Source organism: Halovivax ruber XH-70, assembly GCF_000328525.1.
Classification (GTDB): domain Archaea; phylum Halobacteriota; class Halobacteria; order Halobacteriales; family Natrialbaceae; genus Halovivax; species Halovivax ruber.
This window is the reverse complement of the sequence record NC_019964.1, coordinates 2,146,968-2,169,850: the sequence shown is the minus strand read 5'-3', so window position 1 is coordinate 2,169,850 and position 22,883 is coordinate 2,146,968. Positions and strand designations below refer to the sequence as shown.

Annotated in this window: 21 protein-coding genes and 2 tRNA genes; 15 read left to right on the top strand and 8 right to left on the bottom strand. The window is 64.1% G+C overall.

What is annotated here, in order from left to right:
- Nucleotides 1-12 precede the first annotated feature (12 nt).
- Nucleotides 13-612 carry an HAD family hydrolase gene (locus tag HALRU_RS10330; RefSeq protein WP_015301332.1) on the bottom strand — a complete coding sequence of 200 codons (600 nt, stop codon included), beginning with the start codon at nucleotides 610-612 and terminating at the stop codon, nucleotides 13-15.
- A 117-nt stretch (nucleotides 613-729) separates the two neighbouring features.
- Between HALRU_RS10330 and HALRU_RS10325 the strand changes: the two genes are divergently transcribed.
- The 4 genes from HALRU_RS10325 to HALRU_RS10310 all read left to right on the top strand — a co-directional run bounded on the left by HALRU_RS10325 (nucleotide 730) and on the right by HALRU_RS10310 (nucleotide 5,536).
- Entirely contained in the window at nucleotides 730-2,337 is a 1,608-nt protein-coding gene (locus HALRU_RS10325) for a succinic semialdehyde dehydrogenase (protein WP_015301331.1), read from the top strand.
- A complete protein-coding gene (locus HALRU_RS10320; RefSeq protein ID WP_015301330.1) occupies nucleotides 2,325-3,458 on the top strand; it encodes an SDR family oxidoreductase in 1,134 nt (377 codons plus the stop codon). Before HALRU_RS10325 ends, HALRU_RS10320 begins: the two co-directional genes overlap by 13 nt.
- A 444-nt stretch (nucleotides 3,459-3,902) precedes the next feature.
- Nucleotides 3,903-4,133, top strand: a complete 231-nt coding sequence (locus HALRU_RS16000; RefSeq protein ID WP_015301328.1) for a hypothetical protein — start codon at nucleotides 3,903-3,905, stop codon at nucleotides 4,131-4,133.
- A 752-nt stretch (nucleotides 4,134-4,885) separates the two neighbouring features.
- Nucleotides 4,886-5,536 carry a nitrous oxide reductase accessory protein NosL gene (locus HALRU_RS10310; RefSeq protein ID WP_015301326.1) on the top strand — a complete coding sequence of 217 codons (651 nt, stop codon included), beginning with the start codon at nucleotides 4,886-4,888 and terminating at the stop codon, nucleotides 5,534-5,536.
- A gap of 96 nt (nucleotides 5,537-5,632) precedes the next feature.
- Here the strand turns inward: HALRU_RS10310 and HALRU_RS10305 are convergent, their stop codons facing one another.
- Together HALRU_RS10305 and HALRU_RS10300 are read right to left on the bottom strand one after the other, a co-directional pair.
- The gene (locus HALRU_RS10305) at nucleotides 5,633-6,322 is read right to left on the bottom strand and encodes a hypothetical protein (protein ID WP_015301325.1); all 690 of its coding nucleotides are present in this window, start codon (nucleotides 6,320-6,322) and stop codon (nucleotides 5,633-5,635) included.
- 335 nt (nucleotides 6,323-6,657) lie between these two features.
- A complete protein-coding gene (locus tag HALRU_RS10300; RefSeq protein ID WP_015301324.1) occupies nucleotides 6,658-7,431 on the bottom strand; it encodes a hypothetical protein in 774 nt (257 codons plus the stop codon).
- 314 nt (nucleotides 7,432-7,745) lie between these two features.
- Here HALRU_RS10300 and HALRU_RS10295 point away from each other — a divergent pair, with 314 nt between their 5' ends.
- Nucleotides 7,746-7,949, top strand: coding sequence for a hypothetical protein (locus tag HALRU_RS10295; protein WP_148680507.1), 204 nt, complete (start codon nucleotides 7,746-7,748; stop codon nucleotides 7,947-7,949).
- Between the two features lie 237 nt (nucleotides 7,950-8,186).
- Here HALRU_RS10295 and HALRU_RS10290 read toward each other — a convergent pair.
- Nucleotides 8,187-8,261 (bottom strand) — tRNA-Val (locus HALRU_RS10290).
- A 208-nt stretch (nucleotides 8,262-8,469) separates the two neighbouring features.
- On the opposite strand from HALRU_RS10290, the gene trpD reads away from it, so the two are divergent.
- The 4 genes from trpD to trpG are packed head-to-tail and all read left to right on the top strand — an operon-like array spanning nucleotide 8,470 to nucleotide 12,555.
- Nucleotides 8,470-9,474 carry an anthranilate phosphoribosyltransferase gene (trpD, locus tag HALRU_RS10285; protein ID WP_015301323.1) on the top strand — a complete coding sequence of 335 codons (1,005 nt, stop codon included), beginning with the start codon at nucleotides 8,470-8,472 and terminating at the stop codon, nucleotides 9,472-9,474.
- Complete coding sequence (locus HALRU_RS10280; RefSeq protein WP_015301322.1) at nucleotides 9,471-10,178, top strand: phosphoribosylanthranilate isomerase; 708 nt, start codon at nucleotides 9,471-9,473, stop codon at nucleotides 10,176-10,178. The genes trpD and HALRU_RS10280 overlap by 4 nt, the downstream gene beginning before the upstream one ends.
- Nucleotides 10,175-11,905 carry an anthranilate synthase component I gene (gene trpE, locus HALRU_RS10275; RefSeq protein WP_015301321.1) on the top strand — a complete coding sequence of 577 codons (1,731 nt, stop codon included), beginning with the start codon at nucleotides 10,175-10,177 and terminating at the stop codon, nucleotides 11,903-11,905. Before HALRU_RS10280 ends, trpE begins: the two co-directional genes overlap by 4 nt.
- The gene (trpG, locus tag HALRU_RS10270) at nucleotides 11,902-12,555 is read left to right on the top strand and encodes an anthranilate synthase component II (RefSeq protein ID WP_015301320.1); all 654 of its coding nucleotides are present in this window, start codon (nucleotides 11,902-11,904) and stop codon (nucleotides 12,553-12,555) included. Before trpE ends, trpG begins: the two co-directional genes overlap by 4 nt.
- A gap of 64 nt (nucleotides 12,556-12,619) precedes the next feature.
- Here the strand turns inward: trpG and HALRU_RS10265 are convergent, their stop codons facing one another.
- Nucleotides 12,620-12,814, bottom strand: a complete 195-nt coding sequence (locus HALRU_RS10265; RefSeq protein ID WP_015301319.1) for a hypothetical protein — start codon at nucleotides 12,812-12,814, stop codon at nucleotides 12,620-12,622.
- Between the two features lie 174 nt (nucleotides 12,815-12,988).
- On the opposite strand from HALRU_RS10265, the gene HALRU_RS10260 reads away from it, so the two are divergent.
- From HALRU_RS10260 to HALRU_RS10250, 4 genes are all read left to right on the top strand, one after another.
- The gene (locus tag HALRU_RS10260) at nucleotides 12,989-13,867 is read left to right on the top strand and encodes an amidohydrolase family protein (RefSeq protein WP_015301318.1); all 879 of its coding nucleotides are present in this window, start codon (nucleotides 12,989-12,991) and stop codon (nucleotides 13,865-13,867) included.
- Nucleotides 13,868-14,272: 405 nt separating this feature from the next.
- Complete coding sequence (locus HALRU_RS10255) at nucleotides 14,273-17,311, top strand: adenosylcobalamin-dependent ribonucleoside-diphosphate reductase (RefSeq protein ID WP_394294997.1); 3,039 nt, start codon at nucleotides 14,273-14,275, stop codon at nucleotides 17,309-17,311.
- Nucleotides 17,312-17,417: 106 nt separating this feature from the next.
- The gene (locus HALRU_RS16185) at nucleotides 17,418-17,561 is read left to right on the top strand and encodes an HVO_2523 family zinc finger protein (RefSeq protein WP_015301316.1); all 144 of its coding nucleotides are present in this window, start codon (nucleotides 17,418-17,420) and stop codon (nucleotides 17,559-17,561) included.
- A 100-nt stretch (nucleotides 17,562-17,661) separates the two neighbouring features.
- Complete coding sequence (locus HALRU_RS10250) at nucleotides 17,662-18,189, top strand: response regulator transcription factor (RefSeq protein WP_015301315.1); 528 nt, start codon at nucleotides 17,662-17,664, stop codon at nucleotides 18,187-18,189.
- Nucleotides 18,190-18,244: 55 nt separating this feature from the next.
- Here HALRU_RS10250 and HALRU_RS10245 read toward each other — a convergent pair whose 3' ends face one another.
- Nucleotides 18,245-18,949, bottom strand: a complete 705-nt coding sequence (locus HALRU_RS10245; protein WP_015301314.1) for a TVP38/TMEM64 family protein — start codon at nucleotides 18,947-18,949, stop codon at nucleotides 18,245-18,247.
- A gap of 95 nt (nucleotides 18,950-19,044) precedes the next feature.
- Between HALRU_RS10245 and HALRU_RS10240 the strand changes: the two genes are divergently transcribed.
- Nucleotides 19,045-19,398 (top strand): DUF5830 family protein, encoded by a 354-nt coding sequence (locus HALRU_RS10240; RefSeq protein ID WP_015301313.1) that lies wholly within the window; start codon nucleotides 19,045-19,047, stop codon nucleotides 19,396-19,398.
- 98 nt (nucleotides 19,399-19,496) lie between these two features.
- Here the strand turns inward: HALRU_RS10240 and HALRU_RS10235 are convergent, their stop codons facing one another.
- Nucleotides 19,497-20,606 (bottom strand): DUF7115 domain-containing protein, encoded by a 1,110-nt coding sequence (locus HALRU_RS10235; RefSeq protein WP_015301312.1) that lies wholly within the window; start codon nucleotides 20,604-20,606, stop codon nucleotides 19,497-19,499.
- A gap of 102 nt (nucleotides 20,607-20,708) precedes the next feature.
- Between HALRU_RS10235 and HALRU_RS10230 the strand changes: the two genes are divergently transcribed.
- Nucleotides 20,709-20,852, top strand: a tRNA-Met gene (locus tag HALRU_RS10230).
- A 241-nt stretch (nucleotides 20,853-21,093) separates the two neighbouring features.
- Here the strand turns inward: HALRU_RS10230 and HALRU_RS10225 are convergent.
- A complete protein-coding gene (locus tag HALRU_RS10225) occupies nucleotides 21,094-22,875 on the bottom strand; it encodes a 5'-nucleotidase C-terminal domain-containing protein (RefSeq protein WP_015301311.1) in 1,782 nt (593 codons plus the stop codon).
- Between the last annotated feature and the right edge of the window lie 8 nt (nucleotides 22,876-22,883).

Genomic DNA, 22,883 nt, shown 5'->3' with positions numbered 1-22,883 from the left:
CCCCTGGATACCTCACCTGTCCCACTCGATCGCGTCAGGAAGCTCGGCGAAGTCGCCGCCGTCGTAGCGATACGTCCCCCAGCCGGCCGTCTTCGCTCCCTCGATATCGGTCGCGGCGTCGCCGATCATCGCGTACCGCGAGGCGTCGAGACGCTCCTCTAGGAGTCGGTACGGTGCAACGTCCGGTTTGTGTGCCCCGGCTTCGTAGGAGGCGACGAACGCGTCGACGGACGGCTCCAGCCCGGTGGCTTCCAGTTTCTGTCGCTGCCACGCGGGCAGCCCGTTCGTGAGCACGCCGATCTGATGGGTGTCGGCCAGTCGTTCCAATTCGGCCCGATGGGCGTCGATTGCCTGCGTGGCGTCGACCTCCTGGGCCAACAGGGCGTCGGCGACGGCCGTCGGGTCGGGACAGCCCTCGAGTTCGGCCGCCGTGCGCGCGACGGGCGCTGGCGTACACGCCCGAAAGTGATCGAAGAACGTCTCGTTGTACGTCTCCATCCACGCCTCGGGGACGTCCTCGGTAACGGATTCGAACGCAGCGTGCAGCAGGTCGTCGTATGGTCTGTCGAACTGAACGAGCGTCCCATCCAGATCGAACACGAGTGCCAGCATGTCTCCAACTGACGACGATCGGTCAATGAATGTACCGTATGGCCGACTTCGGTGGCTTCGCCGAGCGTCGTCACCACGCGCATCAACTTATTAGGTTTCCTCAGTGATAGGCCACGTATGACCAGTTCGATGGGTTCGACGCCGGTATCCGACACTGGACTGTCGTCGGCGCGTCTCGAGCGACTCGCCGATCGCGTCGGGGGGTCGACGGGACGCGCAGACGGGTCGACGGAGCACCAGTCGATCGCCGTCCGGACGCCGATCTCGGACGAGGCGATCGGGACGATTCCGGCGTACGAGTCGGCCGACGTTGCGGCGGCGGTCGAGCGCGCTCGCCGTGCCCAGTCGTCGTGGGCGGCGATGCCGGTCGAGGACCGGGCGGCCGTGATCGAACGCTTCGGGGACCTCGTCGCCGCCAACCGCGACGAGTTGCTCGACATCGTCCAGCTCGAGACGGGCAAGGCGCGCCACCACGCGTTAGAGGAGGTCGTCGACGTCCCGCTGACGTGCTCGTACTACGCCTCGGCGGGTCCGGGCGCCATCGCCGACGACCGGCGATCGGCGCCGATCCCGATCGCATCCTCGGCGACCGTCACTCGTGACCCCGTCGGCGTCGTCGGCGTCATCTCCCCGTGGAACTACCCGCTGACGCTCTCGATGACCGACGCGATTCCGGCGTTGCTCGCGGGCAACGTCGTCGTTTGCAAGCCCGACGCGAAGACTCCCTACATCGCCCTCGCCCTCTCGGAACTCCTCGAGGAGGCCGGCCTGCCGGCCGACGTCTTCCAGATCGTCACCGGCGAGGGGGCCACCGTAGGGCCGGCGCTGATCGACGCGGTCGACTACGTGGCGTTCACCGGCAGCACGGAGACTGGCCGCATCGTCGCGGAGCAGGCGGGTCGCAACCTGATCGATTGCTCGCTCGAACTCGGCGGGAAGAACCCGATGATCGTGCTGGACGACGCGGACGTCGGGATGGCGGCCCGGGGCGCCGTGAAGGGTGCGTTCACGAACGCGGGGCAGCTCTGTCTGGCACCCGAGCGGATCTACGTCGACGAGCGCCGATACGAGGCCTTCCTCGACGCGTTCGTCGGGGCGACTCGTCGTCTCTCGATGGGGCTCGCGTTCGACTACGGGCCGGACGTCGGCTCGCTCATCGACGAGACTCACCTCGAATCCGTCAGGGGCCACGTCGAGGACGCGGTCGAGGACGGGGCGTCCGTCGTCTCGGGCGGGCGGGCACGGCCGGACGTCGGTCCGTTCTGCTACGAACCGACGATCCTCACGGACGTCGACCCCGACGACCGCGTCGCGTGCGAGGAGACTTTCGGGCCGGTCGTCTCTGTCACGCCCGTCGCCGGTGTCGACGAGGCGATCGAACTGGCCAACGACACGGAGTACGGGTTGAACGCGAGCGTGTGGACGGGCGACCGCACTCGTGGGAAGGATGTCGCCCGAGAGATCGACTGCGGCACCGTCTGCGTGAACGACCCCTACACGATCGGGTGGGGTTCCGTCGACGCGCCGATGGGCGGCTTCGGCGACTCCGGACTCGGCCGACGACACGGTCCCGAGGGCATCACCCGCTTTACGGAGGCGCGCACGATCGCCACCTCGCGTGTCGGGCCGCTCGACGCCCCGCCGGGCGTCCCGACCTGGCTGTTCGCCCGCGCGTTCACCGGCCTCTCCGCCGTCCAGCGCCGCCTCACGCGGTGGTTGTCGTGAGCGATCCGGCCGTCTTCGTCACCGGCTTCCCGGGCTTTCTTGGGTCGGCGCTGGTCGAACGCCTGCTCGCCCGCGGCGACGGCCCGATCGCCTGTCTGGTCCAGCCCCACCACGCCGAGGCCGCTCGTGATCGGGCAGACGAGATCGTGGCCGAAATCGACGGTGTGGGCAACAACGAGGACACCGCTGGAGATGACGGTGGGGACGCCGACGCGATCCGTCTCTACGAGGGTGACATCACCGACCCGGATCTCGGACTCGGCGACGCCGTCGACGACCTCGCCAGTGTCTCCGAGGTCTACCACCTGGCGGCGGTCTACGATCTCGGCGTCGAGGCTGCTCTGGCGGAGGCCGTGAACGTCCGTGGGACCGAGCACGTCCTCTCGTTCGCCGAGTCGCTCGACGTCGAGCGCTTTCACTACGTCAGCACCTGTTACGTCAGCGGCCGGTACGACGGCGTGTTCACCCCGGACCACCTCCAGGAGGGCCAGTCGTTCAACAACCACTACGAGGAGACGAAGTATCGCGCCGAGGTCGCCGTCCAGGAGCGCATGGCCGAGGGCTTCCCGGCGACGATCTACCGCCCCGCTATCGTCGTCGGGGACAGTCGTACAGGCGAGACGGAGAAATTCGACGGCCCCTACAACCTCGTTCGGCTGCTCCTCGCCCAGCCGCGCTGGTTCTCGGCGACCTTCTCCCTGCCGAACTCCAGCGACGCCGAACTGAACGTCGTCCCGCGCGACTTCGTCGTCGACGCCATCGCCCATCTCAGCGCCCGCGAGGACGCCGTCGGCGAGGTCTACCAGCTTTGTGATCCCGCACCCCTGTCCGTCCCGCGATTCGTCGACACCCTGGCGGCGGCGACGGGTCACCGGACGGTCCGCCTTCCGACGCCGAAATCGGTCGCGGTGGGCGCGATGGAGGCCGTCGGCCGCCTCGGGATCGACACAGACCCGTACACCCTCGACTACCTCGATCACCCGACGCGCTACGCCTGCCCGAACACCACGCGGGCGCTCGCGGACAGCGACATTTCGGTCCCGCCGTTCGAATCCTACGCGGATCGACTCGTCACCTTCGTACGCGAACACCCGGATATCCGGGACGAGCCGATGATCTAACTCTTCTCACCGTCTCGCCAGCGCTCGGTGGAGGGAGCCGGCACGAGAAACCCGGGGGAATGAAAGGGCTTTTGTAGCCGTGCTCGGAGTCGTCGCAGTCGTACTCTCCATCTCCGGCCAATTACAGCACAACTAGGATAGTTTCCAACTAATAGTCGATAATTATATGGCGATTCTAATTGACGTGTTGAACGGAAGCCACGCTCTCCAATTCGTCGCGGGGACACGCGCAGAAAGTGTCCCGGGTGTTCAAGGCACCCGAGACGTGGCTTCCGAATCCCCTAACAGGGTATTCGTCCACCATGCTACGAAATCCACCACCGAGACAAAAAGCTCTCGTCCATCAGTGGTACAGTCAGCCGAAGCACTACCCCGAATTCGTCTGGGATTCGAAACTGATCGAGGATCTCGTCCTGCGACTCGGGAATTTGAAGGTGAACTGAGATGGGTCGCTACGACTTCGACGAGCCGCGGCCGGACGACCCGTGCCCGCGCTGTGGGGTAGATCTGGAACGAACCTACTGGGCGCGCCTTCGGGCGGTTCACGACGGACGGTTATCTGACCGGTATCGAAATTCGGAGAAACGGCTGTGCGTGGATTGTCTCGCTGCGCTGGGGATGTTAGAGTTCGATATGGGACAGGTGACAGGAGGGGGTGGACAGCGGTCGGCGTGAGGTTGGATGGGAGATCCAACGATTGATTCCATTCCCGCCACTATCACTCACCTAGACTTGTAGCGGAAACAATTATAGTAGAGAGCAGTATTCAAACTTATGTGCTCCAACTAGAACGTCTGCAGATAGGATAACCCATGACAAAGTCAACAAGAGGTGTTTCTCGTCGGGCCGTCCTGGTTACCGGTGGAACGGGGCTCGTAACCGGATTAGCAGGGTGTCAGTTCCGTGATGAAGACGACGAAGAGCCACGACCGAGTCTCCAGTCGGGACGGGCCTATCAAGTCGCTGCGGATCAACTCGTGGCCGTTCTCGACTTTTCGAAGCCAGACGAGGATGAAGCGTATACCGTTCCACTCCGCTGGGAGGTGGGGACTGCGGATTTGTCCCAGGTGACCCACGGTACGGTCCATTTGCGTGGCAATTACCCAACCCCAACGGTGAGCATGGCATTCATGTCGAGTATAAAAATAGATCGGGACACAATCTACCGATCGGAGCTATTTCGAGGGGAGAGGACGGATCCGTGGATCTCTCTTCCAGTAAATCAGGGTACTTACTACGCAGCAGCCACCGGCGCTGAGGAGTAACCGCCGCCTCCCGGTGATCGTGAAAACGGAGAGACGTGAAACCGTCTCGCCTTCGGAATCTACGCTGCTTGGGTAGATACTGAGGCGAATGCTAAAACCGACGTACACGAACGAGTGAACGACCGCTGGGAGAATTAGTATCCTGGCCGCGTTCCTTCGGATATGGACCGGCGCGCCTATCTCGCGGCCACGGGAATATGCGGACTCGCACTCGCTCCCGGCTGTCTCGGCGGTGCGGACCGCGACTCGGAGCCGACCGATGACCAGTTCTACAACGCCGTGAACGTCTCGATCGTCGATCACCCGGTGACCGAGCCCGTTTCCTTCTCTGACTCACACCGCTGTCCCGTCTGCAATATGCGGCCGGTCGACTACCGGACCTGGGCGTCGCAACTGGCCCACGCCGACGGGACGGGTCTCTTCTTCGAGACGCCGGGATGCCTGCTCGCCTACCGGGCGGTCGGCCACTCGCACCCGACGGACGCACCCATCGAGCGGGTCTGGTTCACAGACTACGGAACGAACGAGTTGTTCGACGCCGCCGACGGCTACCTCGTCGGGGAGACGGCCGTCGAAACCCAGGACGAACCGATGTCGGGCAGCCCGGTTCCGTTCGCCACCCGCGAGCGTGCCGCGGCGTACGTCGACGACGCTGACCATCTCGGCACGGATGCGATCCTCACACTCGACGACGTGGGGGACGATCTCGCACGGTTCTATCGCGGCATGCGGATGCCTGACCCTACACCGTCGGTGACCGGGTCCGGATCTTTTTCAGGGCCGATTGACTCGCGCATTCACAATCGCGACTGAGAAATTATTTGACCAGTACGGTTCTTTCAGATGGTGGTAGAGGGCCAATTCCCTCGTCACCATCGTGAGCCGACCAGGAGCTGTCTGTGCACGTCACTACTCCGTCACGATCGTGCTGGCGATCCGATTAATCATCTCGGCATCGGTGATCTCACCGTTATACCACGCATCGGCCCACTCTGCGTCAACGTAATACTCACCGATCCAGTCGCCCTGCGGCCCAACGAGTGTGACGGACATTCGGTCCCCACCCTCCCCGTTGATTACGAGCCCAGCGTACGCGCCGGCCAGTGTCCCCATCTCGGCAGAGAGAGTGACTTCAGACGATTCAGCAGGGATGTACTCGACGTGTAACTCTCCATTCTGATGGCTCACCTCGGTGACTGTTACTCCTTCCGACGTTACGACCTCAGTGAACAGCGACTCGACATCGTCCGTCGACAGGCCCGTATCGTCGGTTGCTTCACTGGAGTCCGGTTCCGTCGTCGCCTCATCGGTCGGTTCACTGGAGTCCGATTCCCCCGTTTCCTCATCAGTCGGTTCGTTGGTGTTCGATTCCGTCGTTTCCTCTCCTGTCGATTCACTCGCTTTATCGCCAGCCGTCTCCTCAGCTTCGGTTTCAGCATCGGCAACGGCTTCGTTATTGATGTTTGGGCCCTCACCATCCGGGTCTTCGACAGTAGCACCAAAGACTGAAAGAATCACGAATACGTAGATGAAACCAACTACCACGTTGCGGACGGTACTCCCTGACTTCATGAATGGGATGCGATCAATTTCTGCCATAGCGATCCTCCCTGTGCGCCTCATTCTACCACCGAGGCCCACTCGACCAGTCAAATGGGTCAGAGCACCGGTTCGAAGTTCGTTCCCACCGGCAACTGTGAGTCAAGGCGGCGAGACGCACAGGTACTACCAGCAAGAAAACAATAAACCCCAACAGGACCTGCTACGGAAATGGAAAGATTTGGCCCGTGACGGGATACGGCGTAGATATTCTCTCCCGATCGACGACGCGTCCACAGGGGGCTATGGGTATGACCTGACCACGACACGTCCGTATGATTTACCTCACGATGATAGGTGAACGTACAGGTGGAACAGGCAGTTTGCGTTCGTCCTCACCCCTCTACTTTGATCTCCTCTTGCTCCTCCACGTCCCCGTTCCCGGCGTCCTCATCGCTGTACTCCAGTATCTCTCCTTCGTCGGGGGTTGCTTGCTTTCTCAGCTCCTCCATGGAGATCGAGAACATTCGTTTCATTGCTTTTCCCGAGTCGGGATTCACGACCGCAGGCGCAAATACCTCGTGTAACCAGCGCTCATAAATACCGTCTCCAATGGCCTGTATCACGCGTAACGAGATCAGCGTCCCCGTGAGGTTCTTCCCAGCGAGGATCCGCCAGTTCCACGTTGATTGCGCCCAGAGCCATTCCTTGTCTGACTTAGGGTCAGGATCATTGTAGGCCACTGCCCGGATCGCCGTGAACCGAACAGTGACAGAGATGATGAGCAGTACTGCGAGAACAAGCGTCACCCATTGCGAGGCGGTGACCGACGCAATGGCGATCGCGAGTGAGAGGGCGGTTTCCCCGTCGGAAAACCGGGCTTCCGTTTCGCGTCGTCGTTCCTTGATCTGTGAGACGAGTTCGTTACGGCTTTCCTCGATTTCCGCCTGTTCCTCTGCAACGGTATCGGCGACGAGCTGCACGTGATCGTCTCTCCACGCTTTCGCTTCCTCTACCCCGATGAGCCGGTCGAACACCCACCAGCTGAGTCTGTGGATCGGAAGCAGTTTTCCAACGCGTCCCACGAGTCCAGCAATTACCGAGAGAGGATACAGGATCAGGTACGCGACGGCGTGCTTCAGCACCGTGCGGTAGTCTGATTGGATCATAGCACCCCATATAAGCGACAACATATAAGATAACATGCCTGTTCAACACGTCATCTGGAAGGAAACAAGTCGGGTGCTCGTCCGTGCGGACAGTCCCCGGTGACCGCGCAGGGTCGCGTCCACTGATAGACCAGTTTTCGAAGGTGGTTTTATGGGAACATCCGTGAGTCGGTGCACACAGAGGCTTTCGGCCGTGCTCGTCCGCCACCACGGTGCGATGGTCTCCAGCAGTCGTCGAGCATGGCGCACGTCTCCTCGGCGAGTGCGACGTACCGCTGACCGTCTGTCTTGTTCTTCAACGATGTCCCCGTCTCATGGCGATTCCCGACAGCCAGCGCCCGCTCGTCAGGATCGTCGTCCACATTGAGCGCGTGAAGAGCGCCGATACGGAACCTGGATCGCCAGAGAAACAGCAGCGCGACGTGGGCGAGCTTGCCGTACTCGTACGTGTCGAGGTAATTGAGGACCTCTGGGCGTGGTCGGCGTCAAGCATACCGTTGCGAACGGTACCCCCCTGAGTTCGAGTTACGTGTTCCGGACAGCGAAGTGGTGGTCTCGTAGGGCCGCTGACGGTCGATCAAGAGTATGCAGGTGAATCATTATTGCAGTGATACATCTCCTTACTGCTGAACCACGAGACGGCCACCGCTTCCACATGAACGACGGCGGTCCACGTGAAGTGAGCCTGACAGCGAACGATTCGCGTATAAGGAAGGTAGCTGCGTCGGCTGGTCAGGGCACCAGCGTCGGAAAAGTGGGTTGGGGCAGAGTTGAACTGCCGATCTCCTCCATGTCAAGGAGGTGTCATAACCAGACTAGACTACCAACCCGTCTGGCCTGCGTTTCCCTGCACTCGGTCGTAGCCCGCCCCCGTAATTGAAGGTTTCGAATCGATCGACGGGCGGGGGTCGTTCGCACGGGGAGGCTGATCCCCACCACTGCCGCTTCAGTGTCTCGATCGAGTCCACGCTCCGGTACGCTTAAGTTGGTGTACTCTTTTGTACATTGTAAGACAAAGACGTTCACCAGTGATTCCCTATGCAGGCCCACGTCGAACGCGTCACGGACGGCATCGATCTCGATCAACGACAGGCGAGAGCGGCTGCGACGTCGCTCTTCGACGAAGCAACCGACGCCCAGATCGGCGCACTGCTGGCCGGATTGCGCGCGAAGGGCGAAACCGAGGCGGAGATCGCTGGCTTCGCGGAGGGCATGCGTGAGGCCGCGCGCACGGTCGACCCTGATTGTGAAACCCTCGTCGACACCTGCGGGACCGGTGGCGACGACTACGACACGATCAACGTCTCCACGACGAGTGCGATCGTGGCCGCTGGCGCCGGGGTTCCGGTCGCCAAACACGGTAACGCCGCAGTCTCGTCGTCCTCCGGGAGCTCCGATGTCCTTCAGGAACTCGGCGTCGAGCTCCTGTCCGAGCCGACTGCCGTGGAGGTGGCGATCGAACGCGACGGGATCGGCTACCTCCACGCACCGGCGTTTCACCCGGCGATGAAGGCTGTGGCTGGCCCGCGGACGGAACTGTCCATGCGAACGATCTTCAACGTCCTCGGCCCGCTGACCAACCCTGCGGGGGCCACCGCTCAGGTGATCGGCGTCTACGACCCGGACCTCGTTCCAGTACTCGCGAACGCGCTCGCGAGAATGTCCGTCGAGCGTGCCCTCGTCGTCCACGGTGCGGGGACCGACGAGATCGCCATCCACGGCCCGACGCAGGTCGCGGAGGTGACCGGCGGGACCGTCTCGGAGTACTCGCTTACGCCGGCCGACCTGGGTCTCGACCGCCACGAAATCACGGACATCGAAGGCGGTTCGCCGACGGAAAACGCCGCCGCCCTCGAGGGGATCGTCTCCGGTGCGGTCACCGACGCGCGGCGTGACGTCGTCCTCGCGAACGCCGGCGGGGCGATCTACGTCGCCGACGAGGCGTCGTCACTCGGGGAGGGCGTCGACTTGGCTCGCGAGGCGATCGAAACCGGTGGGGCCGCCGCAACGCTCGATCGACTCCGCGGCGTGCCCGCACGATGACGCCCGCCCACGAAGGCGACGGCCCCGCGAAATCCACCGACGTCGCTCGGCGACCGCGCGTCAAAATCTGCGGCCTGACTCGGCCGGCGGACGTCGACGCGGCGGTCGCGGCGGGCGCCGATGCGGTCGGCTTCGTCTCTGACGTCCCGATCGAGACGCCGCGTGCGGTCGACGGAGAGCGTGCAGCAGCGCTGGTCGACCGGACGCCGCCGTTCGTCACGACCGTCCTCGTCACGATGGCGACCGATCCCGATCGGCTCGAACAGCTCGCCGCCCACGTCGACCCGGACGCGATGCAGCTCCACGGCGAGCGGACTGACGAAGAGCTCGCCTCGCTGGCGTCGTCCGTCTCTGCCGACCTCCTCCTTGCCGTCGACGCGGCGGCTGGCGACGTTCCCGCCCACTACGACGATCGGGCCGACGCCCTCGTGGTCGACTCGGTCACCGACTCCGGGGCGGGTGGCACCGGCGAGACGCACGACTGGCACGTGACCGCCGAGCGAGCGGCGACGCTCTCCTCGCCGGTCGTCCTCGCCGGCGGGCTGACACCCGAAAACGTCGCCGACGCGGTTCGGGTTGCGAACCCGTTCGCTGTCGACGTTTCGACGGGAGTCGAGGCGACCGGCGGCGTCAAGGACCACGACGCGATCGACGACTTCGTCGAGCGGGCCAGGACGGCCGCCCGCCGGCCGGGGTGCCCATGACGGAGCCGACCCTCTCACTCGATCGGGCGACGTTCGTCGACCTCGCCGAAACCGCTGGGGAACGCCCGGTGATCGTTCGGGCAGAGGCCGAACTCGACGTGGAGACGACGCCGATGGCGGCCTACGCGGCGCTCTCGGGACGGAACGCGACTCCGACGGCGGCGAACGCGTCGATCAGCGAGCGCGACGATCGCTACGCCTTCCTGCTCGAGAGCGCGGAGAAGACGGCGTCGAGCGACCCGGACGGGGCGTTTCGGCCGACCGATGCGAGCGGGGCGCGCCACGCCCGGTTCTCCTACGTCGGCTACGATCCCGACGCCGTCGTCACCGTCACGCCCGACGGTACGTCGGTCGAGGCGCTCTCGCCGGACGCACCGGTCGAACTGATCGAAACCGACGCCTCGGGTGACGTCGTCGACGCGCTCAGAGCTGCCTTACCGGACGTCACCCTCGCCAACCCGCCCGCTCGCGACCGCCAGCACCTGGACGGCGGCCTCGTCGGCTTCCTCGCCTACGACGCGGTCTACGACCTCTGGCTGGACGACGTGGGCGTCGACCGACCGGAGTCACCGGTGCCTGACGCCCAGTTTCTGTTGACGACGAAGACGCTCGCCTTCGACGAGCACGACGACACGCTCTCGCTCGTCTTCACGCCGATCGTCGAGGCCGACGACGATCCGGGCGCGGTCTACGACGATCTTCGGCGTGAGGCGACGCGCGTCGCGGACACGCTTACCGACGCCGAGGAGCCGAAGACGGGTGGATTCGTCTGCACGGGCGAGCGCGCGGGCGATCGAGCAGACTACGAAGCGGTCGTCCAGCGGGCGAAAGCACACGTCCTCGACGGCGACATCTACCAGGGCGTCGTCTCGCGTGCTCGCGAGCTCGCCGGCGAGATCGACCCACTCGCGCTGTACGAGTCGCTGCGCGAGTGCAACCCATCCCCGTACATGTACCTGCTCGCCCACGGCGACCGCACCGTCGTCGGCGCGAGCCCGGAGACGCTGGTGTCGGTCCACGACGAGCGAGTCGAGGCGAACCCGATCGCGGGGACCTGTGACCGTGGCGCGACCCCGGTCGAGGATCGCCGCCTCGCGGGGGAACTACTCGCCGACGACAAGGAGCGCGCCGAGCACACGATGCTGGTCGACCTGGCTCGCAACGACGTGCGACGGGTCTCGGAGCCGGGGTCGGTCCGCGTCGAGGAGTTCATGACCGTTCGCAAGTACAGCCACGTCCAGCACATCGAGTCGACCGTGACGGGCGAACTCGCTCCCGATGCCGACGCGTTCGACGCGACGCGGGCGACGTTTCCCGCCGGAACCCTCGCCGGGGCACCCAAGATCCGCGCGATGGAACTCATCGACGACTTCGAAGAGCGTCCGCGCGGCCTCTACGGCGGCGGCGTCGGCTACTACTCGTGGACTGGCGACGCCGATTTCGCGATCGCCATCCGGACGGCGACGATCGATCACGACGCGACGCCCCTCTCCGCACTCGAGTCGGACCCGGAGCGTCGCCACGCGGGTGACGGCGACTGCGATCGAGTCACCGTTCGGGCCGGTGCCGGCCTCGTCGCCGACAGCGACCCGGCCTTGGAGTTCGAAGAGACCGAACAGAAGATGGGCGGCGTGCTGGAGGCGATCGAACGAATCACGGTCGACCCGCCCAGCGACGAGTCGACCGCCACCGACTCGCCGGGCCGTTCGCTGGAGGTGAATCGATGAGCGCGGCCGAGTCGTCGGAATCGGCAGGGGACTCGTCAGAATCGACCACGGATCCGTCGGAACCGACCGACGATCCGTCCATCCTCGTCGTCGACAACTACGATTCGTTCACGTACAACCTCGTCGAGTACCTGAGCGCGCACGCCGAGGTGACGGTCGTTACGAACACAGCCTCGCTCGAAACGATCCGCGACGCCGACCCGGACGGAATCGTCTGCAGTCCGGGGCCCGGTCACCCGGAGAACGATCGGGACGTTGGCGTCAGCCGTGCCGTCCTCACCGAATTGAGTCCGTCGATCCCGACCCTCGGCGTCTGTCTGGGGCTCGAGGCTGCCGTCTACGAGTACGGCGGGTCGGTCGGTCGGGCGCCCGAACCTGTCCACGGAAAGGCCTCGCCCGTCCACCACGACGGCGAGGGCGTGTTTGCCGGGCTCGAACAGGCGTTTCCGGCGGGACGGTATCACTCGCTGGTCGCGACCACGGTGCCGTCGTGTTTCGCGGTGACGGCGACGACCGACCACGACGGCGAGTCGCTCGTGATGGGCGTGCGCCACCGATCGTATCCACTCGAATGCGTTCAGTTTCACCCCGAAAGCGTCCTCACCGGTGTCGGTCACGCCCTCGTCGAGAACTTCGTGCGTTCCGTATAGCCTGGGCGACGCGTCACGGGCTCCCTGGCCGCGTACACCATGGCTGCACCGGGGGCTGGACGACTCAACCCAGGTAGCCGACGGCCATGAACGCGCCGAGGAGGATTGCGGCGATCACCGCGAGCCGAATCGCGAGGCTGACGGCGAACCTGACCACGGAGATCGTCGCGACGACGGCGACGATCGCGAGGACCCCGAAAAGCACCGGTGACTCCGTCGCGAGCGTCTGGGCGGGTTCGACGATCGGTGAGACGACCATAGCCTACTACTGAGCGATATCGTCGTAATCGTTTCGGTCTGCGTGACGATTTCATCGGGGGATCGCGGTGAGTACCTGCACTGGGGATCTCTGCATGGTCTCCGAACGAGACTGGACTGTGTGCCGTCGGTCGAAACCGGATTGATTTACGTGGTTCGCGCCGAAGCGGGTGGTATGACCCTGCCGACGGCACTCGAGAACGCGGACGGACCGCGGGCGATCGACACGCACGCCCACCAGCCGACGAGCGAGTTCCTCCACGACGCTGGCGGGCAGATGATGCAAGACGCCGCCGATCGGTTCGGCGCCGATCTGGAGACGGACACCTACGAGAACATGATCGCCGAGTACCGCGAGGCGGGCGTCGGTCGCGCGGTTCTGCTCGGCTGGGACGCCGAGACGAACACGGGAAATCCGCCGGTTCCGAACGACTACGTCGCCGAAGTGCGCGACGAACACGACGACTTCTTCATCGGCTTCGGCTCCGTCGATCCGCTGAAGGACGACTGTGTCGAGGAGGCGATTCGCTGCGTCGAGGATCTGGACCTCTCCGGGTTCAAGTTCCAGCAGATCGCGCAGGGATTCGATCCGTCTGACCCGGAACACGACGAGCTCTTCGCCACCATCGAGGACCTCGGCGTGCCTGTCGTCTTCCACGGTGGAAACTCGACACTGGGCGCGTGTTCGGCCGGTGGTCGGGGTCTCAAGATCAAGTACGGCAATCCGATGCTGATCGACGACGTGGCCGCGGAACACCCTGACCTGCAGATCCTCATCGCACACCCGGCGTTCCCGTGGGAGAAAGAACAACTCGCCATCTGCCAGCAGAAGGGCAACGTCTACATGGATCTCTCGGGGTGGATGCCCCGCTACATCGACGAGCAGGTCGTCCACTACGCGAAGAGCCTTCTCTCGGACAAGGTCATGTTCGGCACGGATTACCCGATGATCGAACCCGAGCCGTGGCTCTCACAGTTCGCCGAGCTCGATCTCTCCGAGGAGATCCAGCGGAAACTCCTCTGGGAGAACGCCGAGGAGTTCTTCGGGCTGTAGCGGTCGTGGTGTTCGGTAATTGGACGATACTCGTGTGAGTGTGGCTGCTGGCGCCTGTCTGGTGGGTTCTCGAGTGGGACGTGTGCCAGCGTTCGATCACTTTCACTCCGGTTTGGGTACCATTAAGAGCGTCTCCGTTCAATGCCTGCAACAGGGTCAACGCGATTGAACTCGTAGTCACATCTATACAATTAGACTTGCACTAATGCAACACCATTAGGCTTAATAGTGATTCACCAGTAATCGACTGTCGTTCCAAATGATGCGACTTCCACAGAACTATAGCTGCGAAAGTGCCCCCCGAGGCCCCGAACGAGGTGTGCGCGCGTGAGCGAGTCAGACCGCGCAGTGGACGAGATCACACTGCCCGTCAAGCGCAACGAAGGGGAGACCCTCGCAGACCGCATGACGGACAACGCCTACGAGAACATTCTTCCTGCTCGGTACCTGCGCAAGGACGCCGACGGCGAACTGATCGAGACCCAGGAGGACCTCTTCGATCGCGTCGGCAAGAACATCGCCCTGGCCGAAGCGGTCTACGAGGCGAACAACCAGGACGTCGAGATCACGGTCACTCCCGACCAGTTGAAGCCCGACCACCCCCGTCGGGACGAGCTGGCTGCCGAGGTCTTCGGTGCGGGAACCACCGTCGAGGACGATGTGGAGACCACGCTCACCGAACACAACGTCAACAAGTTCGCCTACGACACGATCGTTCCCGAGCTTCCGGCGTCCGTCCGCGAGCACGTCGAGGACGTGACCGAGACGTTCGTCGAGGGCATGTCGAGCCTCTCGTTCATGCCGAACTCCCCCACGCTGATGAACGCCGGCGACGAACTCCAGCAGCTTTCGGCGTGTTTCGTCATGAGCCCCCAGGACGACCTCTCGAACATCCACGAGACGGCCAAGAAGGCCGCGGAGGTCTTCCAGTCCGGCGGCGGCGTCGGCTACGGTTTCTGGCAGCTGCGGCCCTACGGCGACTCGGTCGGCTCGACCGGCGGGATCGCGTCGGGCCCGATCACCTTCATGCGGACGTACGACCAGCTCTGTGAGACGATCGCCCAGGGTGGCACCCGCCGTGGCGCCCAGATGGGCATCATGCGTGTCTCACACCCCGACGTCATCGAGTTCATCCACGCGAAGAACAAGGACGTCTCGCTGGCACACTGTCTGCGACTCAACGACCCCGACGACTACACCTACACGACCTTCTCGGAAGCGCTGGAGGAAGCCCGCGGCCTCATCGACGAGGACGGTCGCGTTCCGAAACACCTCCGCAACGCCGTCGAGGGTCACCTCTCGAACTTCAACATCTCCGTCGGCGTCACCGACAGCTTCATGGAAGCGCTCCAGAACGGCGAGGAGTACACGTTCACCAACCCCCGAACCGAGGAGCCACACATCGCCACGGCAGAGACCAAGGAGATGTACAGCCGGTACGACCTCGGCGAGCACGTCGAGGTCGGCGAACCGCTCTCGATTCCTGCCGAACTCGTCTGGGAACGCATCGTCGAGGGCGCCCACGAGAACGGCGAACCCGGCGTGATCTACTTAGAACGGGTGAACAAGGAACACTCCTTCGACGTCGAGAAACATCCCGACCACCGCATCAAGGCGACGAACCCCTGTGGTGAACAGCCGTTAGAAGAGTTCGAGGCCTGTAACCTCGGCCACATCAACCTGAGCACCCTCGCCGACCTCGACGCCCCTGATTGGCGCGTCTGGGCCGACGAGCACGCAGACGAGTACCCGAGCCAGGACGCTGCCATCGAGGGGTTCCTCGAAGAAGCGATCGACTTCGAGGAGTTCGACGACCGCATCGAGTACGGCACGCGCTTCCTCGAGAACGTCGTCACCATGTCTGATTTCCCGGTCGACGAGATCGAGCAGACGGTCCGCGACATGCGCAAGATCGGGCTCGGTATCATGGGGCTGGCTCAGCTGTACGTCCAGCTCGGCGTGCGCTACGGCAGCGACGCGGGCAACGAGATCGCTCGCCAGCTGATGACGCACATCAACCACGAGGCCAAGTGGACCAGTCACGAACTCGCGCTCGAACGCGACTCGTTCAACGACTGGGACGACTCGAAGTACGCCGATCCCCAGGAGTACCGTGAGTGGTTCGAACAGCAGACGGGCCTCGACGCCGAGAAGTACCCCGACGGCTTCCCGATCCGCAACCACAACGTCACGACGATCGCCCCGACGGGCACGACCTCGATGGTCGGCAACACGACCGGTGGCTGCGAGCCCATCTACAACGTCGCCTACTACAAGAACGTCACCGACGACGTCCAGGGCGACGAGATGCTGGTCGAGTTCGACGACTACTTCCTGCGTACCCTGGAGGACAACGACATCGACGTCGATGCCGTCAAAGCCGAAGCACAGGACCAGATGGCCAACAACGAGTTCGACGGCGTCGAAGGACTGGAGACGGTTCCGGACGCCATCGGCGAACTGTTCGTCATCACGGCAGATATCTCGGCCAAGCAACACGCCGCCGTCCAGTGTGCCTGTCAGGCCGGCGTCGACTCGGCCATCTCGAAGACGGTCAACGCGCCCAACGACTCCTCGATCGAGGACGCCAAGGAGGTCTTCGAGTGGGTCTACGAGAACGGCGGCAAGGGCGTCACGTACTACCGTGACGGCACGCGCTCGAAGCAGGTCCTCACCACACGTGCGGACAACGCCGAGTTCGCCGACGAGGACGAGGCCGCCGAGGTCATCGTCGAGCAGATTCGCGATGTCTTCGGCAGCCTCGAGGCTTTCTTCGAGAGCGAGGACGTCCAGTCGGTCGCCGAGGACGAACTCACTGCGCTGCTGTCCGCCGATGTCGACTACACCGAAAAGCGCGAGCGCCCCGACTCGCTGCAGGGCGTCAGCCAGCGTATCGACACCGGCTACGGAAAGGTCTACGTGACGATCAACGAAGAGCCCGAGACCGGCCAGCCGTTCGAACTCTTCGCGAACATCGGCCACTCCGGCGGCTTCACCAACTCCTTCACCGAGGCGCTCGCGAAGGTCATCTCGACGGCACTGCGAAGCGGCGTCGATCCGGAAGAGATCGTCGACGAACTCTGTGGCACGCGGAGCCCGAAGGTCGCCTGGGACAAGGGCGAGCAGATCCAGTCGATCCCGGACGCGATCGGCACCGCGATGCGACGGTACCTCGCCAACGAGATCGACAAACCCTACCCCAAACAGCAGACGCTCGGTGAGTCCGCCGACGACGTCACGACGGATGCCGATGCCAGTGCGACGTCGGTCGCACCGGACGAACCCGAACCCGACGGCGGCGCCGCGGCCCGTCAGTCGGCCGACGCCACGCAGGACCTGATCGACGCCGGCGAGTCGCCGGAGTGTCCCGACTGTGGCTCGCTCTCGCTGTACTTCTCCGAAGGCTGCAAGACCTGCGAGTCCTGCGGCTGGAGCGAGTGCTGAGCGGTCACTGACGCTTTCACTGTTTTCGTCCGTCGCTGTTCACCTTGTCCTGCCGGACCCGATAGCTTCATGGGCGACGACGCGAACCCGTGCGTACCGATCGTGGATGGGAGACTCGTCAGATACCGACCCACCGTCGAAGCAGGGTCCACCCTGTCCGTTCTGTGACGCAGGGATGTACAAACGCCACTGCAAGTACGTCTGTCCCAACCACGGTGTCGTCTACGATTGTTCCGACCCGTTCCGATAGTGCAATCCTGTACACTGACATCCTTCGACGTTCGAATCGAACGCTGAGTCCGACGATAGGGATAGGTGGTCGTCGGACCGTCGTGCAATCGAACGACTGCATGGAATCTCAACCGACGATTCTCGTCGTCGACGACGAGCGCGAACTCACCGATCTCTACGCCACCTGGGTCGACGGCGAGTACGCCGTCCGGACGGCTTACAACGGAACACAGGCACTGGAGCAGGCCGACGAGGCCGTCGATATCGTGTTGCTCGACCGGCAGATGCCCGACTTCTCGGGCGACGAAGTACTCGAACGAATCCGCCAGCGTGGACTGGAGTGCTGGGTCATCATGATCACGGCCGTCGATCCTGGGCTGGATATCGTCGAGCTCGATATCGACGACTACATCACCAAACCGGTGAGTCGCTCGACGTTGATCCGTCTCGTCGAGAACCTCCGCGTCCAGTCGCGTTACACGGACACAGAGCGCCGCGAACTGACGTCGATCTCGAACAAGATGGAGACGCTGGAAGATGCGGATTCGGTCGACGACGTCCGCGATTCCGAGGCCTACCGCGAACTCGAGACCGATCTGAAGAAATTGAGCGACTCGCTGGTCCAGGAGTTCGACGGGAACGAGTAAGCGGCCGGGTTCGCAGATCGGTCTGTCGGTGCCTCCGTCTCGATTTCCTGGGACCTCACGCGCCCGACCCTGATCGATCGCGATCGGCGACCGTGCGATACAGGGGCCCGGCGATGACGAGACCCGCTGCGAGGAGACAGCTTGCGAGAAGGAGTGGGTCGAACTGCTGACCATCGACGCCGGTCAACGATGCCGTCGACGCGCCGACGGTGACGGCGGCGACCGTCCACGGCAGTTCGCCGATGGCGGTCCCGACGAGTAGTTGCGGGGTAGAGACACCCCGAATCGCCGCACAGGCGGTCGCGACGTCCGACGGGATCGGTGCGAGTCGAGAGACGACGACGCCGCGTGTCGCGCCGACTGCGTCGTAGTATCGGTCGACGTACCGTCGCGCTCGATCGAGCGTCGTCCCGAACGCGCTGGTCGCGTTCCGCTCCCTCTTGTCCGGTCGACTCGTCACTCGTCGAATCACGACGAACGGCGGGAGAATCGTCACGAGGACGCCAGCCGTGGCGATCGGGATACCGGCACTGACGCCGAAGCCGTAGCCGACGACGGCGGCCAGCGGCGTCGTCGGCCAGGCGAGCGCCGGTCGGACGAGATAGAGCGCCGCGACGAGGAGACCGAACGTGAGCGGATCGCTCGCGGCGGACTCGAGTCGGGCGACCGCAACCGATGGGGAGACGACGAGGCCGGCACCGACGATCCCCAGGACGGCGATCGCGCCGAGAACGACACGCCGGGGTGGCGAGGAACCCATCGACTGCGATTTGGGGGACGGGATTGAAGGTTTTGTGTCTTCGTCGCGCCGCCGGGGCAGAACCCTTATTCGAGTCGCTTCCGGATGCGTAGCCGATGGACGATCGGGTCGAACGTGGTATCGCGCTACTCGCTCGACTCGAACACGAGTCACTCTCGCTCGCCGAGACGATCGACCGGCTCGAAGCCGTCACGACCGACCCGACGGCGATCCGGACGATCCTCGACGAGGCCGCCGTCCGCGGCATCATCGAGCGCGCTGACGGGACAGTTCGTCCCCGAAGCAGCCAGTACCTCCGGTTCGGTCGCGACGTGATCTCGAAGGACGGCGAGTTCTCGTGCAAGCGCTGTGGCTCGTCACTCTCGACGGGCTACTTCATGGACCTGGAGGCCGGTGAGATCGGCCCATTCGGGTCGACGTGTATTCGGAAGGTCACCGGACGCGAGTGAGGGTGGTGACGGCTGTCGGGATGCACCACTCTCGCGTTTGTAGGAGGATGTGACGACGAACGGTCGGTTCTACCGGTGTCCGCGGTCAGGTGGGGCGCTCACCGACCGCGTCGGAGTTCTTCGATCAGCTGTTCGATGGTCTCCTGTTGGCGTTCGAGCATGGCGGTCTGTCGCTCGACGGTTTCTTCGAGGGCGTCGAGTCGTTCGAGGACGGCCGCGTCGTCGCCCGCTGTCGCGGGCTCGAATCCACTCGCTTCGAACGACGCGACCGACTCGTTCCCACCGTCCGTCGGCGAGCCACTGTCGACGGCCGTCTCGGTCTGGGCTGGGGTGGGTTGGTTCGTGTCGACTTCGAACTCCTCTGTTGGCGACGTGTCTGCGGCCGATGCGCTCGATTCGGTGCCAGTCGACTCGTGAGCCGATTGGGACCCACTGGCGTCGATCTCCGCCATCGCGGCGGTGGTGTCGATTTCCGGCTCGGTCTCGGTATTTTCGTCGCTCGAATCGGTACTCAGCGGGTCGACGCCTTCACCGAAGTCGACGGTCGAGGTGTCGGCCTCGTCGTCTTCCAGCCCGACTTTCTCGTGGAGTTCGTCGAGCGAGTCGACGTCGTGAACGGCGAAGATGGCCTGCTGGAGGCGCTGGCGAAGTTCTGTCGCCTGTTCGTTCGGTGCCTTGATCCGCTGCTGGCGGCCGTCGACTTCGAGGACGACCTGCGTCGCGACGCTGCCGGACTCGAACGAGAGGCCGGTGACGTCTTCGTAGCGGTACTCCTCGAAGTCTTCGTCCCAGACGGCACTGCCGATGTGTTTGACGAGGCGCTGGCTGGTGACGATGACCGTGAGCTCGCTGAAGCGGAACGTCTGGATGACGCGCTCGCCGGGGTCGGTGATGCCGTTACCGGCGAGGACGCCGGCCAGCACCGGGTGGACGACCGCGTCGGTCACCGAGCCCGGAATCTTGAACTCCTCGGTCCCTTCGATGGCGTACTCGAGGGTGAGTTTGGTCTTCCGTCGCCCTTCGGTGACGGAGAGGCGCGTCGCTTCGTGGGGGTATTCGTCGACCGATTCGTCGCTCAAGAGCCCGTCGGATCGGTAGATGATGGTACTCTCGGAGGTGACGAAGAGTTCGTCCTCGCCGCCGAGTGAGACCCGCTCGACGACCTCCGCGTCGCCGAGGGCCGACTGGACGATGGCGGGTACGCTCATGGACCGGTGTTTGCATCACCGTATGATAAATCCGTGGGTGGGCGGGCCACGTCGACGCGGAATCGGAAGGGTTTAGAAAACGTCCCGACAACGGACGAACGAGCCCGGGTGGCTTAGCTGGACATAGCGCCGCACTCATAGGGTTCAGAGATTCGGTGCGGCACAGCGAGTCCGTGTCCCACGAGGACCGCCGAGCCTCGAACCTGGGACATGCGGAGATCGAGGGTTCGGAGCCCTCCCCGGGCACTTATACAACACCGCGAGCAACGGCGAGCGGTGTGACCGTAAAACGTGCGCGGTAGAGGCGGAGAACCCGTAGGTCTTCGAGAGCTCGCTCTCGCGGTGGTTCGGAGCCCGGAGTGGCTCGAATCAGAGAGTAGTTTCGCTGTGACCGTGGTTCGGAGCCCGGCTTCCTCCCACATCATCGCCATCGACAGTGACCGAACCCAGCGAAGGACGAGTACGGAACGATCCGATGACTGGATTTCTATCGGTGTCGATTCCGCCCCTCCTCGGGAAAGTCGATCCCACGCGGAATCAGCGACGTCTCGCAGTAGGCCTCGCCCGCGGCGTAGTCGACGCCCGGCTGAATATAGGGGTACGGGCCGTCGGCGGGCGTGTTCTGCGCGTCGCCGCCGTTGTCGGCCGTCTCGACGAGCCCCATTACCTCGTAGTCGACGGGCGAGTGCTCGGCCAGGTAGTCGACGATCACGTCGACCGGAACCGTCCCGTCGTCGACGTGGACGTCCTGGAATGGGAAGCCGCAGTTGCCGAGGTCGCGTTCGGGATCGCCGGGGCGAGTGAACGTGGCGACGGAGTACGTCGCCTCGGGGTCGATCGGCTCACCGTCGATTCGCAGTTCGACGAGGCGGCGGTTTCGCTGGGCAGTCGGGTCGATCGTCACCTCGACGTTCGAGGAGAAGTTGCGGACGCGCCCGTCCTCCTGCTGGTAGGGATACGGCGTGAAGTTGTCGACGAGGAAGTCCTCCATGTGGCCGGTGAGCTGTTGCCCGTAGGCGACGCCGCGGGCGACGGGCGCCGTTTGCGGGAAGAACGTGTAGAGCTGGCCGAGGGTGACCTCGCCCGGTGGGATGGCGGTCCCGTACCGGAAGCCGTGGGCGACGGCCAGGTCGGTGTCGAAGTGCTCGCAGAGTGCGTCGTTGAACAGCGTGTTCCAGGCGCTTTCGAGGAACGATTGGCGATACAGCGGCTGCTCGGTCTTGCCGACGACCGTGTCGAGTGGTTGGTCGAGCGTGCCGGCGCCGCGCTCGAAGTCGGGGTCGTCCGCGAAGAAAGGTTCTCGCACCGACTCGACCGTCTCTACCGCATCGGGGTCCGGATCCGGCGTCTCGTCGTGGCCCTCGACGAGCGGGTAGAGGTGGTGGCGGAACTGCACCTCGCCGTCCACGATGCGAAGGTCGACCCGGCCGAGCGCCTCGCCCATGCCCGACTCGACGACGACAGTCTCGGTATCGGCGACGACGATCGGCTCCCAGGTGTACTCGTGGGTGTGGGCGCTGAACATCACGTCGACGTTCGGACAGTCCTTTGCGGCCTGGACCATCCAGGGCAGGCCGATCTCGGTCACGGCGACGACGACCTCGGCACCCGCTTCGCGGGCGGCTCGCGCTGACTCCTCGAGGAGAGCGGGATGCTTGCCGAAGCGGTACTTCCCTTCGGCAAACGCGGGGGCCATCCGGTCGACGTAGACGTTGGTCATCCCGACGACGCCGACGTCGACGCTGCCGACCTGGATGAGACGAACGGCGTCGTACAGCAACTCGTCGTCGTCCCAGCCGTACAGGTTGTTCGCCAGGACCGGCGCGTCGAGGGCGTCCATCAAGTCGACGAAGTTGCCATCCTCGGCGGCCTCGTTTCCGAAATCCCAGTTTCCCGGGACGTAGACGTCGGGCCGCAGGTGGCGATTGATGGGCTCCAGCATCGCCCGGCCGTTCGTGTACGTCGTGACCGCCGAGCCGTGGAAGGTGTCGCCGCTCATGAGCGTGCAGACCTCGTGATCGGCCCGTAACTCGTCGATCTTCGCCGCGAGGATTGGAACGCCCCCGCCGCGCTCGATAGTCCGGTCGTCGCCGCCGAAATGGAGGTCGGGGGCGGACGTCGGATTGTCGTAGTAGACCTGATACCGCGGCGTGAGTTGGCCGTGCAGATCGCTGACGTGGGCGAAGACGACGTCGGGGTCGCCGTGCTCGTCGACAGGTGTCCCGTCGAGCGATCGCCAGGGACCCATGGGTGTCGGCTCGGTGCGCATGATTGGTG

Excerpts from the sequence above, each read along its gene's own strand:
- HALRU_RS10330 (WP_015301332.1), bottom strand. The coding sequence starts at position 612 with ATGCTGGCACTCGTGTTCGATCTGGATGGGACGCTCGTTCAGTTCGAC.
- HALRU_RS10325 (WP_015301331.1), top strand. The coding sequence starts at position 730 with ATGACCAGTTCGATGGGTTCGACGCCGGTATCCGACACTGGACTGTCG.
- HALRU_RS16000 (WP_015301328.1), top strand. The coding sequence starts at position 3,903 with ATGGGTCGCTACGACTTCGACGAGCCGCGGCCGGACGACCCGTGCCCG.
- HALRU_RS10310 (WP_015301326.1), top strand. The coding sequence starts at position 4,886 with ATGGACCGGCGCGCCTATCTCGCGGCCACGGGAATATGCGGACTCGCA.
- HALRU_RS10305 (WP_015301325.1), bottom strand. The coding sequence starts at position 6,322 with ATGGCAGAAATTGATCGCATCCCATTCATGAAGTCAGGGAGTACCGTC.
- HALRU_RS10300 (WP_015301324.1), bottom strand. The coding sequence starts at position 7,431 with ATGATCCAATCAGACTACCGCACGGTGCTGAAGCACGCCGTCGCGTAC.
- HALRU_RS10295 (WP_148680507.1), top strand. The coding sequence starts at position 7,746 with ATGGCGATTCCCGACAGCCAGCGCCCGCTCGTCAGGATCGTCGTCCAC.
- trpD (WP_015301323.1), top strand. The coding sequence starts at position 8,470 with ATGCAGGCCCACGTCGAACGCGTCACGGACGGCATCGATCTCGATCAA.
- HALRU_RS10280 (WP_015301322.1), top strand. The coding sequence starts at position 9,471 with ATGACGCCCGCCCACGAAGGCGACGGCCCCGCGAAATCCACCGACGTC.
- trpE (WP_015301321.1), top strand. The coding sequence starts at position 10,175 with ATGACGGAGCCGACCCTCTCACTCGATCGGGCGACGTTCGTCGACCTC.
- trpG (WP_015301320.1), top strand. The coding sequence starts at position 11,902 with ATGAGCGCGGCCGAGTCGTCGGAATCGGCAGGGGACTCGTCAGAATCG.
- HALRU_RS10265 (WP_015301319.1), bottom strand. The coding sequence starts at position 12,814 with ATGGTCGTCTCACCGATCGTCGAACCCGCCCAGACGCTCGCGACGGAG.
- HALRU_RS10260 (WP_015301318.1), top strand. The coding sequence starts at position 12,989 with ATGACCCTGCCGACGGCACTCGAGAACGCGGACGGACCGCGGGCGATC.
- HALRU_RS10255 (WP_394294997.1), top strand. The coding sequence starts at position 14,273 with ATGACGGACAACGCCTACGAGAACATTCTTCCTGCTCGGTACCTGCGC.
- HALRU_RS16185 (WP_015301316.1), top strand. The coding sequence starts at position 17,418 with ATGGGAGACTCGTCAGATACCGACCCACCGTCGAAGCAGGGTCCACCC.
- HALRU_RS10250 (WP_015301315.1), top strand. The coding sequence starts at position 17,662 with ATGGAATCTCAACCGACGATTCTCGTCGTCGACGACGAGCGCGAACTC.
- HALRU_RS10245 (WP_015301314.1), bottom strand. The coding sequence starts at position 18,949 with ATGGGTTCCTCGCCACCCCGGCGTGTCGTTCTCGGCGCGATCGCCGTC.
- HALRU_RS10240 (WP_015301313.1), top strand. The coding sequence starts at position 19,045 with ATGGACGATCGGGTCGAACGTGGTATCGCGCTACTCGCTCGACTCGAA.
- HALRU_RS10235 (WP_015301312.1), bottom strand. The coding sequence starts at position 20,606 with ATGAGCGTACCCGCCATCGTCCAGTCGGCCCTCGGCGACGCGGAGGTC.
- HALRU_RS10225 (WP_015301311.1), bottom strand. The coding sequence starts at position 22,875 with ATGCGCACCGAGCCGACACCCATGGGTCCCTGGCGATCGCTCGACGGG.